General features: G+C 59.2%; 18 protein-coding genes and 1 tRNA gene. 12 read left to right on the plus strand and 7 right to left on the minus strand.

Annotated features, from left to right (window positions below; all coding sequences use genetic code 11):
- Positions 1-73: 73 nt before the first annotated feature.
- The 8 genes from ACR0L1_RS14120 to ACR0L1_RS14155 all read left to right on the plus strand — a co-directional run bounded on the left by ACR0L1_RS14120 (position 74) and on the right by ACR0L1_RS14155 (position 7825).
- The gene (locus tag ACR0L1_RS14120; protein ID WP_480859485.1) at positions 74-907 is read left to right on the plus strand and encodes an FAD binding domain-containing protein; all 834 of its coding nucleotides are present in this window, start codon (positions 74-76) and stop codon (positions 905-907) included.
- Positions 908-921: 14 nt separating this feature from the next.
- Positions 922-1416 carry a (2Fe-2S)-binding protein gene (locus tag ACR0L1_RS14125; protein WP_170355562.1) on the plus strand — a complete coding sequence of 165 codons (495 nt, stop codon included), beginning with the start codon at positions 922-924 and terminating at the stop codon, positions 1414-1416.
- On the plus strand, positions 1413-3830 hold the full coding sequence (locus ACR0L1_RS14130; protein WP_170786254.1) for an aerobic carbon-monoxide dehydrogenase large subunit: 2418 nt from the start codon (positions 1413-1415) through the stop codon (positions 3828-3830). The genes ACR0L1_RS14125 and ACR0L1_RS14130 overlap by 4 nt, the downstream gene beginning before the upstream one ends.
- A 100-nt stretch (positions 3831-3930) precedes the next feature.
- Complete coding sequence (locus ACR0L1_RS14135; protein ID WP_480859488.1) at positions 3931-4797, plus strand: AAA family ATPase; 867 nt, start codon at positions 3931-3933, stop codon at positions 4795-4797.
- Complete coding sequence (locus ACR0L1_RS14140; protein WP_480859489.1) at positions 4797-5984, plus strand: vWA domain-containing protein; 1188 nt, start codon at positions 4797-4799, stop codon at positions 5982-5984. The genes ACR0L1_RS14135 and ACR0L1_RS14140 overlap by 1 nt, the downstream gene beginning before the upstream one ends.
- Positions 5985-5996: 12 nt before the next feature.
- On the plus strand, positions 5997-6773 hold the full coding sequence (locus ACR0L1_RS14145) for an XdhC family protein (protein WP_480859491.1): 777 nt from the start codon (positions 5997-5999) through the stop codon (positions 6771-6773).
- Between the two features lie 97 nt (positions 6774-6870).
- Positions 6871-7323 carry an SRPBCC family protein gene (locus tag ACR0L1_RS14150; protein ID WP_480504260.1) on the plus strand — a complete coding sequence of 151 codons (453 nt, stop codon included), beginning with the start codon at positions 6871-6873 and terminating at the stop codon, positions 7321-7323.
- Between the two features lie 148 nt (positions 7324-7471).
- A complete protein-coding gene (locus tag ACR0L1_RS14155; protein WP_480859494.1) occupies positions 7472-7825 on the plus strand; it encodes a hypothetical protein in 354 nt (117 codons plus the stop codon).
- Between the two features lie 410 nt (positions 7826-8235).
- Here ACR0L1_RS14155 and ACR0L1_RS14160 read toward each other — a convergent pair whose 3' ends face one another.
- The 3 genes from ACR0L1_RS14160 to ACR0L1_RS14170 form a co-directional block, all read right to left on the minus strand.
- Complete coding sequence (locus tag ACR0L1_RS14160) at positions 8236-9258, minus strand: aspartate-semialdehyde dehydrogenase (protein ID WP_170771216.1); 1023 nt, start codon at positions 9256-9258, stop codon at positions 8236-8238.
- 111 nt (positions 9259-9369) lie between these two features.
- Positions 9370-10404 (minus strand): glycosyltransferase family 4 protein, encoded by a 1035-nt coding sequence (locus ACR0L1_RS14165; protein WP_480859495.1) that lies wholly within the window; start codon positions 10402-10404, stop codon positions 9370-9372.
- 23 nt (positions 10405-10427) lie between these two features.
- Entirely contained in the window at positions 10428-11600 is a 1173-nt protein-coding gene (locus ACR0L1_RS14170) for an MFS transporter (protein WP_170790163.1), read from the minus strand.
- 141 nt (positions 11601-11741) lie between these two features.
- Between ACR0L1_RS14170 and ACR0L1_RS14175 the strand changes: the two genes are divergently transcribed.
- Positions 11742-12884, plus strand: coding sequence for a DUF3095 domain-containing protein (locus ACR0L1_RS14175; protein ID WP_480859497.1), 1143 nt, complete (start codon positions 11742-11744; stop codon positions 12882-12884).
- A gap of 4 nt (positions 12885-12888) precedes the next feature.
- Here ACR0L1_RS14175 and ACR0L1_RS14180 read toward each other — a convergent pair whose 3' ends face one another.
- Together ACR0L1_RS14180 and ACR0L1_RS14185 are read right to left on the minus strand one after the other, a co-directional pair.
- Positions 12889-13659 (minus strand): HpcH/HpaI aldolase family protein, encoded by a 771-nt coding sequence (locus ACR0L1_RS14180; RefSeq protein WP_170786270.1) that lies wholly within the window; start codon positions 13657-13659, stop codon positions 12889-12891.
- Between the two features lie 10 nt (positions 13660-13669).
- Positions 13670-15082 (minus strand): pyridoxal phosphate-dependent decarboxylase family protein, encoded by a 1413-nt coding sequence (locus ACR0L1_RS14185; protein ID WP_480504272.1) that lies wholly within the window; start codon positions 15080-15082, stop codon positions 13670-13672.
- A gap of 205 nt (positions 15083-15287) precedes the next feature.
- Between ACR0L1_RS14185 and hpaR the strand changes: the two genes are divergently transcribed.
- Both hpaR and ACR0L1_RS14195 read left to right on the plus strand, forming a co-directional pair.
- Positions 15288-15722 (plus strand): homoprotocatechuate degradation operon regulator HpaR, encoded by a 435-nt coding sequence (gene hpaR / locus ACR0L1_RS14190; RefSeq protein ID WP_480504255.1) that lies wholly within the window; start codon positions 15288-15290, stop codon positions 15720-15722.
- Positions 15723-16180: 458 nt separating this feature from the next.
- On the plus strand, positions 16181-16879 hold the full coding sequence (locus ACR0L1_RS14195; RefSeq protein WP_480859498.1) for a fumarylacetoacetate hydrolase family protein: 699 nt from the start codon (positions 16181-16183) through the stop codon (positions 16877-16879).
- 3 nt (positions 16880-16882) lie between these two features.
- Here ACR0L1_RS14195 and ACR0L1_RS14200 read toward each other — a convergent pair whose 3' ends face one another.
- On the minus strand, positions 16883-18094 hold the full coding sequence (locus ACR0L1_RS14200; protein ID WP_480859500.1) for a winged helix-turn-helix domain-containing protein: 1212 nt from the start codon (positions 18092-18094) through the stop codon (positions 16883-16885).
- Positions 18095-18098: 4 nt separating this feature from the next.
- Positions 18099-19124: a LacI family DNA-binding transcriptional regulator gene (locus ACR0L1_RS14205; protein WP_170790159.1), complete on the minus strand. Its 1026-nt coding sequence runs from the start codon at positions 19122-19124 to the stop codon at positions 18099-18101.
- A gap of 114 nt (positions 19125-19238) precedes the next feature.
- On the opposite strand from ACR0L1_RS14205, the gene ACR0L1_RS14210 reads away from it, so the two are divergent.
- Positions 19239-19315 (plus strand) — tRNA-Arg (locus ACR0L1_RS14210).
- The last annotated feature ends 13 nt before the right edge of the window (positions 19316-19328 follow it).

The raw sequence follows: 19328 nt of genomic DNA on the forward strand, positions 1-19328 counted from the left end.
CCCCTGATGTGACCGTTCTTTTCTGAGTGCAGGTACCCCAAGGCATATTGCTTCGGACCCAGGGAGGAAAATTATGATACCAGCCGGTTTTGAGTATCACCGGCCAGGCGACATCGCCTCGGCCATCGGCATTCTACAAGAACACGGAGACGAGGCGCGCGTGATCGCGGGCGGGCACAGCCTGATTCCGATGATGAAGCTGCGCATGGCCGAGATGGGCCATCTGGTCGATCTTCAGGCCATTGAAGAACTCAAGGGCATTGAGGTCGGGTCCGACACCGTCACCTTGGGTGCGATGGTCACGCAGCAAGAGTTGATCACTCATGACGGTCTGGCCGCTGCCATTCCGCTGATCCGCGAGGCCGCGTTGCAGATCGCTGATCCGCAGGTGCGCTATGTAGGCACTGTGGGTGGAAATGTGGCCAATGGTGATCCGGGCAATGACATGCCGGGGTTGATGCAATGCCTGAATGCCACGTTTGATCTGTCCGGTCCCGATGGCAATCGCAGCGTCGCCGCGCGTGAGTTTTACGAGGCCGCGTATTTCACCGCTCGCGAAGATGAGGAAATCCTGACCCGCATCTCGATCCCGGTGCCCGGCGCGGGTGTCGGTCAGGCCTATGAAAAGCAAAAGCGCAAGATTGGCGACTACGCCACGGCTGCGGCTGCTGTGATGGTGGGTAACGGAACGGCCTCGGTCGCGATGACCAATCTGGCTGACACGCCTGTGTGGTCCGAAAGCGCAAGTGCTGCACTGGCCGATGGCGATGTGAATGGCTGCGTTGCCGCGATGCTGGATGCGATCGAGCCCGTGGCCGACAATCGCGGCCCCGTCGAATTCAAGAAACATGTGGCAGGCGTCATGCTGCGCCGCGCCATCGACCGCGCACAAAGCCGCGCGGGTTGAGGGGAGGAGAACCCATGTCAAAAATGCACGTCAAACTCACCGTGAACGGCAAAGAGGTCGAAGGTCTGGCCGAGCCACGCACGCTGTTGATCCACTTCCTGCGGGAAGATCTGAAAATCACTGGCCCTCACATCGGGTGCGAAACCAGCCACTGCGGCGCTTGCACCGTTGATATCGATGGCAAGTCTGTCAAGTCCTGCACCACCTTCGTGGCGCAGGTGAACGGCGCCGATATCACCACGGTCGAAGGGCTTACCAACGATGATGGTAGCCTTGGTGTGTTGCAGGAGATGTTCCGCGAACATCACGGGCTGCAATGCGGTTTCTGCACGCCGGGCATGATCACTCGCGCGCATCGTCTGCTGCAGGAAAACCCGAACCCGACCGAGGAAGAAATCCGCTTTGGCATGGCCGGTAACCTGTGCCGCTGCACCGGCTATCAGAATATCGTCAAAGCGATCTCGGCCTCGGCTGACATGCTGAACGCTCAGAAGGAGGCTGCGGAATGAACGACCAGACACTGACCCCCGAAGAACGCGCCGCCAATCTCAAAGGCATGGGCAGCTCGCGCAAACGCGTCGAGGATGTGCGTTTTACCCAAGGCAAGGGCAATTATGTCGATGACATCAAGCTAGATGGCATGCTGTTCGGCGACTTTGTGCGCTCCCCCTACGCACATGCCCGCGTTGTCAGCGTGAACAAAGAGGCCGCGCTGGCGCTGCCCGGCGTGATCGCTGTTCTGACTGCCGAAGACTTGTCGCCGCTGGGCTTGCATTGGATGCCGACACTGGCGGGTGACAAGCAGATGGTGCTGGCCGATGGCAAAGTGCTGTTCCAAGGTCAGGAGGTCGCTTTCGTTGTGGCCGAGGATCGCTATATCGCGGCGGATGCTGCGGAACTGGTCGAGGTTGAATACGAGGAACTTCCTGTTCTGACCGACCCGTTCGAGGCGCTGAAATCCGATGTGGTCCTGCGTGAAGACCTTGAGGGTCAGACCGAAGGTGCGCACGGGCCGCGCAAGCATCACAACCACATCTTCACCTGGGAACAGGGCGACAAAGACGCGACCGAGGCTATTCTGGCCGAGGCCGATGTGGTGGCTGAAGAGATGGTCTATTACCACCGGACCCATCCGTGTCCGCTTGAGACCTGCGGGTCCGTGGCCAGCATGGACAAGGTGACCGGCAAGCTGACTCTCTACGGTACGTTCCAAGCCCCGCACGCGATCCGTACGGTGGTGTCGCTGATCTCGGGCATTGCCGAGCACAATATTCGCGTGATCAGCCCCGATATCGGTGGTGGCTTTGGTAACAAAGTTGGGGCCTATGCGGGCTATGTCTGTTCGGTCGTGGCGTCCATCGTGACCGGCAAGCCGGTGAAGTGGGTCGAGGACCGGATGGAGAATCTGATGTCCACCGCCTTTGCCCGCGACTACTGGATGCAGGGCAAAATCGCGGCAACGAAGGACGGTAAGATCACTGGTCTGTGGTGTCACACGACGGCGGATCACGGCGGGTTTGACGCCTGTGCCGATCCAACCAAGTTCCCGGCGGGGTTCATGAACATCTGTACCGGGTCCTATGACATACCGACCGCTTATCTGGCCGTGGATGGGGTTTATACCAACAAGGCTCCGGGCGGGGTAGCCTATCGCTGTTCCTTCCGTGTGACCGAGGCGGCCTATTTCATCGAACGGATGATCGAGGTTCTGGCCATCAAGCTGAACATGGACGCGGCCGAGCTGCGCCGGATCAACTTCATCAAGGCCGATCAGTTCCCCTATCAGTCCGCACTGGGCTGGGAATATGACTCGGGCGACTATCACACCGCTTGGGACAAGGCGCTGAAAGCGGTGGATTACGAAGGTCTGCGGGCCGAACAGGCGCAGCGGGTTGAGGAGTTCAAAGCCGGTAAGACTCGCAAACTGCTGGGCATTGGTCTGACGCATTTCACGGAAATCGTTGGGGCCGGACCGGTGAAGAACTGCGATATCCTCGGGCTTGGCATGTTCGACAGTTGCGAAATCCGCATCCACCCGACCGGGTCCGCTATTGCTCGGCTGGGGACAATCTCTCAGGGTCAGGGTCACGCGACGACCTTTGCGCAGATCATTGCCAGTGAGATCGGGTTGCCTGCCGATGACATCACGCTGGAGGAAGGCGATACCGACACCGCTCCGTATGGTCTGGGAACTTACGGGTCTCGGTCGACGCCTGTTGCAGGTGCGGCAACGGCAATGGCCGCGCGCAAAATCCGTGCCAAGGCGCAGATGATTGCGGCCTATTTGCTGGAGGTCCACGACGACGATGTTGAATGGGATGTGGACCGGTTTGCGGTCAAAGGTGCGCCCGAGCGGTTCAAGACCATGAAGGAAATCGCCTTTGCTGCCTATAATCAGGCGATCCCTGGCTTGGAGCCAGGTCTTGAGGCTGTGAGCTACTATGACCCGCCGAATATGACCTACCCGTTCGGGGCCTATATCTGCGTCATGGAGATCGACGTCGACACCGGCGAGTGGGACGTTCGCAAGTTCTATGCGCTGGACGATTGCGGCACGCGGATCAACCCGATGATCATCGACGGGCAGGTTCATGGCGGCGTGACCGAGGCGTTGGCCATCGCGATGGGGCAGGAGATTGCCTACGACGAGATGGGCAATGTGAAGACCGGCACGCTGATGGACTTCTTCCTGCCGACCGCGTGGGAGACGCCGAACTATATCACCGACTATACGGTGACGCCGTCCCCGCACCATCCGATTGGCGCGAAGGGTGTTGGGGAAAGCCCCAATGTGGGTGGTGTGCCCTGTTTCTCGAACGCGGTGCATGATGCGTTCCGGCCCTTTGGGTTGGTGCAGAGCCATATGCCGCATGATCATTGGCGGATCTGGAAGATCGCAAATGGGTTGGGGATGCACGGGTGAATGGGTTCGGACCGGCCTGAGCCGGTCCGACTAAGCAAGGGGGCTCTGCCCCCTTGGACCCCCGGGATATTTTTGGCCAGATGAAGAATGGATCCTGGTTTTGACTTTGAGTGATGTGCAGAACGGATTGGCCGCGCAAGGTTATGTTGCTGATGATCGGTTGGCGATGGCGTTGCATTTGGCGCAGGCGCTGGGGCGACCTTTGCTGCTGGAAGGGCCGGCAGGAGTTGGTAAAACCGAGGTGGCCAAGGCGATGGCGGCTTGGCGGGATGCCAGATTGATCCGGTTGCAGTGCTATGAAGGGCTGGATTCCAGTCACGCGATTTATGAGTGGAACTATCAGCGGCAACTGCTGGCGATCCGGGCGTCGGAGGCGCAGGGAGGAGTTGGCGAGGCGCAGTTGTTTTCCGATACGTATTTGCTGAAACGGCCTTTGTTAGAGGCTATTTCACAGGATGCTCCTCCGGTTTTGTTGATTGATGAGATTGATCGGGCGGATGAGGAATTCGAAGCATATTTGCTGGAAATCCTGTCTGACTTTCAAATCACCATCCCTGAGCTTGGGACGGTCGTGGCAAAGACTCGGCCCATTGTGATCCTGACCGCCAATGGGACACGGGATTTGTCAGATGCTTTGCGGCGGCGGTGTTTTTACAGTTTCCTTGATTACCCCTCGAAAGAGGTTGAAATGGCGATCCTTCGGGCGCGGATGCCCGAGGTCGAAGGCGTGCTGGCGCGACAGATCATTGAGGTCGTACAGGCGTTGCGCAAGGAAGATTTGGAAAAGACGCCGGGCATTGCAGAGATGTTGGATTGGGCTGCGGCGCTGTCAGGTTTGGGCGTCAGCGACATGGCGCAATCGCGCGACGCTGTGCAGGCAACGCTTGTGTGCTTGTTGAAAACCGCCGCCGACTATGACGCCGCCCCGCCCGAGGTGATGGACCGGTTGATCGGGAAGGTAGCGTGATGCAGGTCACGCGGTTTCCTTCTCGGGCCGATGGGTTGGCAGATCGGATGTCTGGCTTCATTACGCATTTGCGATCGAACGGATTGCGGGTTGGTCCGGCTGAGACAGGCGATGCATTGGCCGCCTTGACCGCGGTACGCGCGACGGATGCGCGGCAGGCAAGGCAGGCTCTGTGCGTTTTGTTGACGGGAGATGCTGATGATTGGCGTCGGTTCGACGATCTGTTTGATGCCTATTGGTTCAACACCGGCAAACAGCGGGGCGGTGTGGCGGAAACCAGCCATGTGCGGGTGCAGTCGGCAAAACCGATGATCTGGCAGCAGGAAACGCAAACGGAAACCGAGGCCGGAAATGGCTCGGATCAGGATGGGTCGCCGGATTCGGGTGACGGTGAAGCAGAAGGCAAAGACGGCCAGCTCGTCGCAACGCGCACCACCAATCTATCGCGCAGGGATTTGCGGGAGCTGATGGATGAACAGGCTCTGATGGAGGCCGAAAAGGCTGCAATGACTTTGGCACGCGCCATTCGGGATCGACGCTCGCGTCGGCGGAAACGGGCATTGCGCGGGCCAGCACTGGACATGAGACGGATCCAGCGCGCCAGCCTGGCGCGTGGGGGTGAGCCGATGGACCTGTACCGACGGGCGAAACCGCCGCGTCCTATGCGGATCGTGGCGCTGTGTGATGTCAGCGGGTCGATGACTGTGTATTCGCGGGTGTTTCTGGCCTTTCTCAAAGGCCTGATTGGCAGTGGGACCGAAGCGGATGCTTATCTGTTCCACACGCGCCTGATGCGGGTCACAGACGCTTTGCGCGATCACGACTCTATCCGCGCGGCTGGGCGGTTGTCCTTGATGGCTGAGGGGTTTGGCGGCGGCACCGACATTTCAGGGAGCCTAGAGAGCTTTCTGAACGGCTATGGCGCGCGTGCTTTGAACGGGCGGACCATCGTGCTGATCCTGTCAGACGGCTATTGCAGTTCCGACCCGCAAGCGCTGGGCGCAGTCCTGGCGCGCATCCGGCGCAAGGTCCGGCGGATCGTTTGGCTGAATCCGCTGAAGGGATGGAAAGACTACCAACCCATCGCAGCGGCGATGCAGGCGGCCGAACCCCATTTGGACGCGCATTTGCCTGCCAACACGCTCGAGGCGCTGGCAGCGCTTGAGCCGCAGTTTCGCAAGTTGTGAAAGGAGTCTGATATGGCAAATTTCGACATATTCGACACGATCGAAACCCTGCGCCAAACCGGTGAGCCGTTCTGTGTCGCCACGGTGTTGCGGACAGCGGATGCGACCTCGGCCAAGGCGGGGGGCAAGGCGGCCATTACCCGCGACGGGCGAATTTTGGGCCATCTGGGTGGTGCCTGTGTGCAGCGCGCGGTGCGCAGTTCAGCGACACAAGCGCTGACCAGCGGTGCGCCGCAGATGATCCGCGTGAAACCCTCGGACAAGGTGGTCGATATGACGGACCCGGATGGCGTGCAAACCTTCAAAAGCGGTTGCCCCTCGGGCGGGACGGTGGATTTGCTGGTTGAACCGTATCAGCACGCGCCAAGATTAGTGATCTTTGGCACCTCGTTGATTGCCAAGGCGCTGGGCGACCACGGGACGCTGGCTGGGTTTCGGGTGACGAGCAGCACGCCCGAGACGGTCGAAGACTTGGGTATCGAGGCGCGCGACTTTGTTGTCGTGGCCTCGCAAGGTCAAGGAGACGGCGCAGCCCTTGGGGCCGCGCTGAACACGCAAGCCGCGCGGGTGTCGATGGTGGCCAGCCGCCGCAAAGCTGAAACACTCATGGAAAAGCTGATTGGACAGGGTTTGGACCCAGCCCGCGCGGCGCGTCTGAAATCCCCAGCCGGGCTGGACATTCAAGCCATTGATCCGCACGAAATTGCCCTGTCGATCCTGGCCGAGATCGTGATGTGGCGGAACACGGATAAATCGACGGAGGTCACTGAAGATGAAAAACTGGCTTAAAAGTCTGTGGCCTGCGCGCCCGATACAAACACCGGAACAGGCGACCGAAACCGCCCTTCTGGTCTTTCCCAAGTGTTGTTGAACAAAGGAAACATGAATGGAACTGAGTGACGAAATCCGCATCGCCGCCCCGCGCGACGTGGTTTACAAGGCGCTGAATACGCCCGAGATTTTGCAGGAGTGCATTCCCGGTTGCGAAGAGCTGATCCAGAACTCGCCCGAGGATCTTGAGGCCAAGGTGGTTCTGAAAATCGGTCCGGTCAAAGCCAAGTTTGCCGGGCAGGTCACCTTGGACAACTCCAACGCTCCGGGCGGGTTTTCCCTGACCGGAGAAGGTAAAGGCGGTGCAGCCGGGTTCGCCAAGGGCGGTGCCGAGGTTACGCTGACCGAGGATGGGGCCGAGACAGTTCTGGCCTATACCGCCAAGGTCGATGTCGGCGGCAAGATCGCTCAGCTGGGCAGCCGTCTGATTGCCGGAACGGCCAAAAAACTGTCGGGCAAGTTCTTCACCCGCTTTGGTGAGATCGTGGCTGAACAGGCTGTGTCCTGATCATTTTTTCGGGTCGGTTTCCGGACTGGCCCGAATTTTACTGTGCGAATTGATCCCGCGCAAAAAGCTTTGTTCTTTGCGCACATGGTGCAAGTCGCTAAGTTAGCTTGATGTTTTATGTGCAAAGTTAAGCAATTTGGCGGCGAAAATGATTGATGAAAATGACCCTTCGGGGCGGGATTCCCATGTCTGGATTTCTACGACTTGGAACAACAAGTCCGGCGTAACTCCGATGACGCGGAGGGAATATGAACGGCATTGGTTGGCCGCCCAATCCAAAGATGTTCAAGAAAAATATGACAAGTTGTTTGACGGGACTTACGAGAAAGTCCGTAAAGGAGAGCGGTTGACCGACGCCGAAGTCGGTGATGTCTGGTACTATGGCTCGCAGGACGGCAATCCTGCTCCGAGCTTCATGAACGGAGGCGGTCTGCCGGTGCTGTCGGATTCGGCCAAAACGGTTCTGGAACAGTTCGATCTGGGCGAAACCTATTTCCACTAGATCAGATTGCAGGCCCCGGCGGGACATGCAACCACGGATGAGCCGTACTACATCCTGAATGTGTGCAATAAACGGTCGATGGGGAACTACTTGGCGTTGGGGCCCGAGGGTGATCTGACGGCTCCAATGAACAATAGATCCGGGAAAAGGTTCACACCAAGGTCGGGGTGGGAGCACAAATTGGTCGTTGCCCCCGAGGCGCTGGGTGGCCCAGACATCTGGATTGATCAAAAAACGCCCAGAATTTTTTCCTCTCGGAACGTCTCGTCTCAGCTTTGAAGGCGGCCGGAGTCGATGACGGTTGGGGTTTAGTCCGCTGCCCTGTTGGGGTTCTGTGGCGCAAACGGTGCGTCGGAACAAAAAACCCCGCTGCATCGACAGCGGGGTTTCTCTGTGACAGCAGACTGACCTTAGCCCTTTTTCAGAACCTCACGGCCCAGCAACTCAGCAATCTGCACCGCATTCAGGGCTGCGCCTTTGCGCAGGTTATCGGACACGCACCACAGGTTGATGCCGTTCTCGATTGTCGAATCCTGACGGATGCGGCTGATGAAGGTGGCGAAGTCACCCGCGCATTCGATGGGCGAGACGTAGCCGCCGGGTTCGCGCTTGTCGATCACCATGATGCCGGGGGCCTCGCGCAGGATGTCGCGGGCTTCGTCCTCGTCCAGGAATTCCTCGAACTCGATATTCACGGCCTCGGAATGGCCGACGAACACGGGAACGCGGACGCAGGTGGCTGTGACCTTGATCGACGGATCGACGATCTTTTTGGTCTCGACCACCATCTTCCACTCTTCCTTGGTCGAGCCGTCTTCCATGAAGACGTCGATCTGCGGGATGACGTTGAAGGCGATCTGCTTCTGGAACTTCTTGGGTTCAACCTCGGTTGTGGGGTTGTAGACCGCTTTGGTCTGATCCCACAGCTCATCCATGCCCTCTTTGCCCGCGCCCGAGACCGACTGATAGGTCGAGACGACAACGCGCTTGATCTTGGCGCGGTCATGCAGCGGCTTCAGAGCGACAACCATTTGCGCGGTCGAGCAGTTGGGGTTGGCGATGATGTTCTTGTTCTTATAGTCGTGGATCGCCTGCGGGTTACATTCCGGCACGATCAGCGGAATGTCGGGGTCGTAGCGATAGAGCGACGAGTTATCGATCACCACACAACCCGCCGCAGCCGCCTTGGGCGCGTAGACTTTGGTTGCGTCCGAGCCGATGGCGAACAGCGCCATGTCCCAGCCGGTGAAGTCGAAGGTGTCGATGTCCTGGGTCGTCAGTGTCTTGTCGCCAAAGCTTACTTCGGTGCCCAGCGAACGACGGCTTGCCAGCACGGCAAGTTCATCGACGGGGAACTGGCGTTCCGCCAGAATGTTCAGCATTTCGCGGCCCACGTTACCCGTGGCGCCGGCGACAACGACGCGATAGCCCATTTCATGTCTCCAAAGTTAAGGACGCGCGTTCATAGCTGCGTTGCGGCAAAGAAAAAAGGGTTTTTGGGTCGGATTCCGCCCGATGACACCGATTTGACGCGGCGCATCGCCTCAGGTGTCGGTCAAAAGCCGCTCGTAGAGGGCGACAAGGGTCTTTGCTTCGCGATGGATGTCGAAATTCTGCTCGACATGCGTACGGGCGGCGAGGCCGGATTGCGCAAGGGAATCGCGGTTTTCCAGCATCCGGGCGGCGGCATCGGCCAAGGTCGGGATATTGCCGGGCTCCACCACATGGCCCAGTGACGGATCGGTCACGATCTCAGAGAACGCACCGACATCGGTGGCCACGACGGGCACGCCGCAGGCCATCGCCTCCAACGGGGTCAGGCCGAAGCCTTCCCACCGCTGGGGCGCGATGAAAAGGTCCAGAACCTGATACCATTCGGCGATCTGGTCGACTGTAACCTCGGGCATGAAGAGGATGCGGTCGGACAGGCCCGCCACCGCGACCTTGTCTTTCAATTCGGACAGAAAGGTGGTGTGTTGTTCCGTAGCGCGACCCATGACGATGCCATGCACATCGTCAAAGCGGCCACACAGGTCGATCATTGCATCCACAAAGGCGTCAGTACCCTTCTGGTGGCGGATGCGGCCATAGCAGCCCAGCAGCAGGCCATCAGGCAGGCCCAACCGGGCGCGCACGGCCGCTTTATCCTCGGGCGGGGTAAAATCCTGCAGGTTGATGCCATGCATGATCACCTGTGCATCCCGATCCAGATACCCGGCGGTTTTGCGCGAGGTGGCGACCACGGCGTCCATCTTGTCGATCAGCCATTTGGTATAGCCCGTATGCGCCCGTTGCGACGCGCTGGTGAACAGCAGTTTCAGTCGCAACCGCAGGATGTTGCGCAGGAACAGGCCCAACAGCATCTCGGTATTGCGACGCGCGTGCCAGACGCGCAGCGTTCTACGCGACAGAAAGGGCAGGCGGCCAAGCGGGATATGTGGGATATCGTCCGGCAGGCCCGGACCGGTGGCTGCAATGTCGATCCATTGCACCTGCAGTGGCACCAACCGCGCAATCGTCGCCGTCACGCCCGAAAGCCTGCGTTTGAGATTAGGGGCAATGACGCGCGGGTCGGACATGAGGTCTCCTGTCGAGGTCAGCTTCAGTCGACGCTGTCCCGGCTGAATAGATAGATCACGCAGCCAATGGCAAGCGAGATGGCAAAAAAGCCGAATATCGCTGTGTAGGGCGCAGAGGGGCTGATGTCCACCGTGGCCGCATGGACGCGGCCGGTGACAAATTGGGCAAGGCCGACACCTCCGATCCCGAACAGGTTCAGCAGGGTCACGCCTCGGCCCACCAGGTGTGGAGGAACAAAGGCGCGGCCATGGGCCATGATGACCGGAAAGCTGGCCCCGGTGAACCCGATGACCGAGATGAGTACCACCGATAGCCAGACCGCATTGTCGATCCACAGACACAACAGGGTCAGGGCGACCACGCCCAGCGCATTGCCGCCAAAGATCACCCATTTCCGCGTCCCCAATATCCGGTCAAGCGGCCCATAAGCGAAGGTGCCCGCAATCATCGACGCGCCCATGATCAGAGTGGCGGTTCCGATCTGTGTGGTGCTGAGGGCGAAGATATCACTCAGATATGGTCCGGCCCAAAGGCCGCGGGTCGCAGCCGACGGTGCATAGGCCACCAACATCAGGGGCAAGATGGCCCAGAGTGCGGGCTGCTTCAGCAGATCCAGAACCGATCCCTTGTGGTCGGTTTCAACGCGTTTGGGATCATGAACTGTGAACAGAATGCCGATGGCGATCACGCCCGAAAACAGGGCCAAAGTGACCATCGTAGCGCGCCAACCCATCAGCTCAACGGCCAGCGCAGTGGGGTAGGAGGCGACCAAATTGCCAACCGACCCAACACCCAGCATCAGGGCGGCCAGCGTGGCAAAACGGGCCGGAGGGTATTCACGGGCGAAGATAAAGTACGAGGCCATCAGGATCGGCGAGCATCCCACTCCGATCAGCCCCATGGCCACGGCGACATGAAAAGGCGTGCTGGCCACGGCAAAGATCAGTGCGCCGCCTGCGCCACCGACCAGCAACAAAACGGTCGAGGTCAGCCGCGGCCCGACCCGATCCAGCGCCCAGCCAACCGGGAGTTGCATGGCGGCAAAGACCAGAAACCAAAGGCCCGAGGCAAAAGCGAGGTCCTCTGGCGTGGCGCCGATATCACGACCCAGATCGACGCTGAGTACGGCCAAAAAGGCACGAAAAAACTGGCTGAGCACATAGCCCAGACACAACACGACCAAACCTGCCTTCATGAAATGCCCCTTTTGCCATCATCTGACCGGACATGCTTGGCACGGGACACCGCTGCGCACAAGCACGTGTGTCTTGACGATTTCGCGGGACTTGGGCCGCATTCGGGCTATGTTAAATCATGATTTGAGACCGAGGTATTCATGAAAGACGCCCAGGCCGCCTTCTATGACAGCCTACCCCTTTTGCGCGATTTTTCACGGCTGACCGATCCCGCGCAGTTCTCGGCGCTGCCTGATGATTGGGTTGTGGGGGTTGCGGACATTGTCGACTCGACGGCTGAGATCGCCAAAGGCCGCTATAAGACGGTGAATATGGTTGGCGCGGCTGTGATTTCGGCCATGATCAACGCCATGAAAGGCGCCGAGTTTCCCTATGTGTTTGGCGGCGACGGGGCCGGATTCGCCGTGCCCGCAAGTGCGATGGATGATGCGCGGCAAGCACTGGCAGACCTGCGCCGCTGGGCCGAGGATGAGTTTGGGATCAAGTTGCGCGCCGCATTGACGACGGTCGCCGAAATCCGGCAGGCGGGGAAAGAGTTGCGAGTCGCCCGCTATGCCCCGTCCAGCGGGGTGAATTACGCCATGTTCTCGGGCGGCGGGCTGGCCTGGGCCGAGACGCAGATGAAATCCGGGTCGTCTTCCGTCGATCCGTCCGGGCCGGGCGCGCTGCCGGATTTGAACGGCTTGTCCTGTCGATGGTCGAATGTACGGTCGCAGAACGGGCAGATCGTGTCTTTGGTGGTCGAACCCACGGCGCAGGCTACCGAGAGCGATTTTGCCGATCTGGCGCAATCGGTGCTGCGTGCCTCGGAAGAGTTGGAACGGGCGGGCCATCCCGTCCCGGTCGGGGGACCGCCAATGCGCTGGCCACCTCCGGGTTTGGATCTGGACGCGCATGTTTCACGGGCTGGGCGGAATGTAGCTGTGCAAAAGCTGCTTCTGTTGGTCCAAAACCTGCTGATCGCGCTTTTGTTCCGGCGCGGCAAGCCGCTGGGAAATTTCGAGCCTGTCCACTATCGCAACATGGTCAGCAGCAACGCGGATTTTCGCAAGTTTGATGACGGGCTGAAAATGACGCTGGATTGCGACCCGGCCACGCTGGCGCAAATTCGCACGATGCTGGAGCAGGCGCGTGGCCAGGGAAAGATCAAATACGGCCTGCATGCGCAGGATGAGGCGATGATGACCTGTTTTGTGCCGTCGGCCACCCGCGACGACCACGTGCACTTCGTGGATGGTGCTTCGGGCGGCTATGCACAGGCGACGGCTGCGATGCAGGGCTGAAGGGTTACTTCGCTTTCCACTTGGCTGAAAGCGCCCGCGCGGCTTGCGTCAGTAGCATCACGTCTATGCCAACCGCCTGAAACTGCGCGCCCATGTCCTGAAATGCCTGAGACGACTCGTCCGTAACTCCCAGAATCCCCGGGGCTTTGCCTGCTGCACGCGTTCGCGCAATCGCATCCGCAATCGCCGCCCGCACCTCGGGCGCGGCACTGTTGCCCTGATAGCCCATGTCGGTGGACAGATCGGCTGGGCCAATAAAGACCCCATCAATACCGTCGACCTTCAGAATATCGTCCAAGGCGGCCAGACCCGCGCGGTTTTCAACCTGAACCAGCAGGCAGATCTGGGCATCTGCGGTGGGAATGTAGTCCGGGATCGTCCCATACATCGTCGCGCGCGAGGCCATGGCGCCGACGCCGCGCACGCCTTCGGGCGGATAGCGGCAGGCACGCACCAGGTCCCTTGCCTGTTCGGCGCTTTCGACCATCGGCACCAGAATTGTTTGCGACCCCGCATCCAGCACCATCTTGATCAATGCGGCATCCCCAACCGGGACACGAACCACAGGATGGGTCGGGCTGGCGGACAGGGCCATCAACTGATCCCGGATAGACCGGATATCGTTGGGCGCGTGCTCGCCATCGATGACTAGCCAGTCGAACCCGGCGCTTCCCATGATCTCGGCGGTGACGGCCTCGGCAAAACTGGTCCAGCAGCCGATCAACCTTTCACCGTTTATTAGAGCCTGTTTGAACGAATTTAACGGTGCGGGCATGATCAATCCTTTAGGTCAGAGAGCGGGCGATTTCGGTGATGACATCGTAGGCCACGCGTACATCATCTTCGGTCGTTTCAAACTGTCCGGCTTGGAACCGGATGGTCAGGTTGCCGTCCACTCGGGTTTGGGTCAGGTAAATACGACCGTCGTCATTGATGGCGTTTACAAGCCGCAGGTTCAGATCGTCCAGATCAACCGCACCGTCCGGGGCATAACGAAAGGTCCATAGCGACCACATCGGTTTCGTGGTGATTTCGAAATCCGGCTCGGTGGCCAGACGGTCATGCAAGTCCACAGACCAGTTTACATGATTGCGCAGTCGGGTGCGCAACCCCTCAAGCCCATAGGCGCGGATCACGAACCAAAGCTTCAGCGCCCGGAATCGCCGCCCCAAAGGCACCGACCATTCCGAATAGTTGATGATCCCGTCCTTGCCGTGGGTTTTCAGAAATTCTGGGCTGATCGCCAAGGTCTGCACCAGATCTTCAGGGTTTTTCAGAAAATGCGCGCAGCAGTCGAATTGGACGCCCAGCCATTTATGCGGGTTGAACACGATGCTATCGGCGCGCTCGACCCCCTGCCAATAGTGGCGGTATTCCGGGCAGATCATCGCCGACCCCGCCCACGCCGCATCTACATGGGTGTAGAGCCCGTATTTGGCGGCGACCTTCAGGCATTCTTCGACCGGGTCGGTACCGCCGACACTGGTGCCGCCAACCGACAGAATGACCCCCGCCGGATGCAAACCGGAGTCTAAATCAGATTGAATCGCCTGTTCCAACGCCACAGGATCCATGCCGCGCCAGTCACCTTTGGTCAGGACGCGCACCAAATTCTGCTGCCCGATCCCTGCGACCCAGATCGCCCGGTCAATCGAGGTATGCACCTCGGCCGAGCAATAAACGCGCAAGGGTTTCTGTGCAAACAGCCCCTGTTGATTGCCCTGCCACGACAGGGCCTTTTCGCGCATGGTCAGCACCGCAGCCAGCGTCGCGGATGAGGCGGAGTCCTGGATCACGCCGGCGAACCCTGTGGGCAGGTCCAGCGCGAGACGCAGCCATTCCATCATCCGCGTTTCCATCTCGGTCGCCGCGGGTGAAGTCTGCCACAGCATGCATTGCGCTGCGATCGCGCTGGTCAGAAACTCGGCCAGCACCGAGGGCGGAGAAGTGTTTGCGTTGAAATATGCGAAAAACCGGGGATGTTGCCAATGTGTGATGCCCGGCATGACGATCTGTTCGAAGTCCTGAAAGATGTCCTCGATAGGCTGCGCTTGCTCGGGCGGAAGTTCTGGCAAGGCATTCAGGATGTCGCCTGGCTCGGTCTGCGCGCGTACTGGCTTATCTTTGACGGTTTGGTGATAGTCCTGCGCCCATCTGGCGGCTTTCTCGCCCCACTCTGCAAAGGAATCCCAATCCATTTCCTGCCCCATGTGATGTACCATCTTCGGGTTTTCGTCGGAAAACCCGCGATGCCAGTGGTGGCTATCGGGCGAAAAAGGTCAATCCAAATCGCCGAAAAAAGGGTTGCGAACTTTTCGTCTAGAGTGGAGTTTGCAAATAAATTCAATCATCTTAATTATTGAGTTTGGTTGCAGTTTTTGGGAATTTCGTTCAAGATTTCATATGTCCAGAGATTTGCCACTGACTTCCCGCTCTTTGCCGATTGCGCTGCTTCGGGCGCGTGAAAGGGTCATGGGGCCGATCCGTCGCATGTTGGCGGATGTCGGCGTGACCGAGCAACAATGGCGTGTGTTGCGTGTTCTCAAGGAAGATGGCCCGCAAGAACCAACCCATATCGCCGAGCGAGCCTGTCTTCTTCTGCCCAGCCTGACCCGCATCCTGCAGAAGCTTGAGGCCAAAGGGCTGATCCTTCGACACGTGCACCCTGTCGACAAACGCCGCCAGATTGTAGAGATCACGGCAGCTGGGGATAAGATCATCCAGGACAATATCAACCTCATCCTGCAAGAGGCCGAAGGCATTCGCATCCAACTTGGCCCCGAGCGCCATGAGGCTTTGCTGGACTTGTTGAACGACCTGCACGATCTGAAATCCTGACCTCAAAAAACGCAGTCCCGCCAGAGGTATGGGGGGCGCCCTCTGGCGGGGTTGGCCAGACCAAGACTGGACTGCGTGTCTGGCCCACAAGCAGATGCCCCGGGACGATCCGGGCGATCGGCTTGTGTTTCGGATAACCTGTCAACCTAGAATAAGGTGTACGTACGGTCCTGAGACCCTTGGGTGAGTAGCCTCTGACCGAGGCGATCCGAAACTAGTCTACCGCAAATGTGTTAGTGCGGTGATCTTGTGTTGCGCGAGACCCGCCCATCCCATAGCGCGGCGCTCAGGCGCATCGTATTGATGTCATGCGTTTATACGCATAATCTAGCCTATCTCGGCGGATTTCCAAGATGTGAAACCGGATTGTGAACCGGGTTGAGTTGACGGCAGTCATCTGCTTGCCCTGCGCGTGGGGTCGCCTAATATGCCCGAAACCAAGCAGACCCGAGACTCATATGGCCGATACTTTGTTTTCCCTGCCCAAGCCGGTTGTTATACCGGTTCAGCGGCTTTCCACCCCCTATCCTGTTGGCCGGATATTCTGCGTTGGGCGCAATTATGCCGCCCATGCCGCAGAGATGGGCCATGAAGTGGATCGTGAGGCACCGTTCTATTTCACCAAATCCGCGGCAAACGCGATCCTGACCGGCGCAACCGTGCCATATCCACCGGGAACTGAGAATTTCCATCATGAGATGGAATTGGCGGTCGCCATTGGTGCGCCCGTGTTTCAAGCGTCGAAATCCCAAGCGACCGAGGCGGTCTATGCCTATGGATGCGCGCTGGATATGACGCGGCGTGACCTGCAAATCCGGGAGCGGAACAAGCAGCGCCCTTGGGATTTGGGCAAGGACCTAGAAAACGGCTCGGTGTTTGCCCCTCTGACCCGCGCCACGGACTGGTCGCCCAGCGATGACAAGCGGATCCATCTTAAAGTCAACGGCGAAACCCGTCAGGATGCCACACTGCATGAGCTGATCTGGAAGATCGACGAGATCATCGGCCATCTTTCCGGTTACTACCATCTGCGCCCAGGTGATTTGATCATGACCGGAACACCGGCAGGGGTAGGACCAGTTCAGGCAGGCGACGTGCTGGAGGGCGGCATTGACGGGCTGCATCCAATCCGCCTAACGCTAACTGAGGCAGAATAGATCTTAAACAGGGTCTTTCAGCCATTCACCGACAAACTCGATCCGCGTCAGACCGGTAAATCTGCGCACTCTGTCCAACTCGGCCTCAAGGCGTCGGGTGCGCGCATCCGTCCAACGCACGCCACGTTCCGGCCACAGCGCGGTGACGCGCAGGACATCCTGATCCCGATGAGCTTTCATATCGATCCGACCCACCATCCTGTCCCCTTCAAGCAGGGGAAAGACGTAATAGCCATATTTGCGTTTGGGGGCAGGCACGAAAACCTCGATCCGATAGTGAAAATCAAACAGTCGCTCAGCCCGGTTGCGATCCCGTAACATTGGATCAAACGGGCTGAGAACCCGCATCCGACCAGGGGCCGGGGGCAGGTTTGTTGGATCGGGCCATTCTGGCCGTGTTATCACTTTGCGCGCGCGCCCGTCGGCGCAAGTGACTTCGATTTCCTCGGCATGGCCTTTGATTAGAGCCTGTTTGACCCATTCCCGAGCCTCAGACGCGCTGACCGTATCCCAGAATGCAGCCAGTTCCCCGGATGTCGCAAAGCCCAATCGGTCCAGCGCGGCGTTGCACAACCAGTCGATGGTCTGCTCTGCGTCACAAGGCAGGTTGCCAGGACAAAGATGGGTTTCGATCACCCGCTCAGTCAGATCATAGCGCTTCTGAAACCCCTGACGGCCCACAACGGCCAGTGCGCCGGACCGCCACAGGAATTCCAGCGCCGTTTTCGAGGGGTGCCAGTCCCACCATCCGCCCGAGCCTTTTTTCTCGTCCTTGCCGACATCCGAGGACGAAACTGGCCCGTGGTTGCGGATATGGGTCAGCACCGATTCAAACTGTTGCTCGAAACCATCCCGCCGCCAGTTCCTCCAGCGCGATTTCAACAGGGCTGCGTCACGTTGAAACCGCAGGTGCCAATGGGGGTAGAACGCCATCGGAATTACGGCGGCGTCATGGGTCCAGTGCTCAAACAGGGCACGATCTTGTTCATACAGCCGACTGAGGTTGCGCGCCCGATAGCTGGGCCTGCGCGAGAACAGGATCATGTCATGGGCGCGTGCGACGGTGTTGATGCTGTCCAGTTGCACAAAGCCCAGACGCTGGATCAACTCCAGCAGGCCCGCACCCTTGGCATTGCCCGAGGGCCGTTCCAGCAATGCGTGCCGATCCATGAACAGCGCCCGCGCTGCGCGGTTGTCCAGCCGTCGCAACGCCACGGCGTCAGCGCCGCTTCAGAGTGTCGCCAAAGCTGATCTTGGGGGTCAGGGTCACACGGGTTTCAACGTCAGCCTCTGGATCAGCCAGTTGCGAGGCGATGATTTCGGCAGCTTTGCGCCCGATCTCAAGCCGGCAGGCATCCATCGTGGCCAGCTTGCGTGGCAGGCCCTGCAACAGTTCGACATTGTTGAACCCGGCCAGCCCGATCTGCCCTGGCACGTCGATGCCCTGATCCAGCAGGTATAGCAACCCGCCCGCGCCGATCATGTCGTTGGAATAGTACAGAAAATCTAGCTCGGGTGAGCGTTCCAGCATTGTTTGCGTCATCTCGCGGCCCTTGGCCAGAGCCGAACCACCTGAATAGAACTCGCGGTCTTCAATCTCGATTCCGTTCTTGCCCAGCACTTCAGTGAAGCCTTCGAACCGTTTGCGGGCGCGGTGGTCCAGCGGCATCTTGGTGCCCATAAATCCGATATGTTCATACCCCGCCTTCAGGATCGCCTGCGCCATCTCGCGCCCTGCACGCCGATGGGAAATACCCACCATCGCATCTACGGGCTTACCGTCGGTATCCATGATTTCAACAACCGGAATCCCCGCAGAATCCAACATCGCGCGGGCTGCCTCTGTATGTTCCAGCCCTGCAATGATCACGCCCGAAGGTCGCCACGAGAGCATCTCGTACAGTACTTTTTCTTCTTTCTCGGGCAGATAATCCGTGACGCCGACAACAGGCTGCAACTCGGTATCTTCCAGCACCTGGTTGATCCCTGTCAGCACCTCGGGGAAGACCATGTTCGACAGCGAGGGGATGATCACTGCCACCAGATTCACCCGGCTAGAGGCCAGCGCGCCCGCGATTTTGTTGGGCACGTACCCCAACTCTTTCGCCGCAGCCAGAACGCGGGTGCGGGTTGCATCGGACACATCGCCCCGGTTGCGCAGAACCCGGCTGACCGTCATCTCTGACACCCCCGACGCTTCTGAGACATCACGAAGGGTAAGCGGGCGTTTTGTTTCTGTTGTCACGAGGGCACCTGCGTCGTTGTTTTGAAGAATGGTAGCGTGAACAGGGCGCAATTTTCAACTGCCCATCAAAGCCCATGACAACCCCGAAAAACCAAGCTAGAGAGAGGCTTGCGCGGCCCCGTGGCTCAACTGGATAGAGCAGCCCCCTCCTAAGGGGCAGGTTGCAGGTTCGAATCCTGCCGGGGTCGCCAGCCAGTATTATGA

The organism is Ruegeria sp. J8 (genome assembly GCF_056531925.1).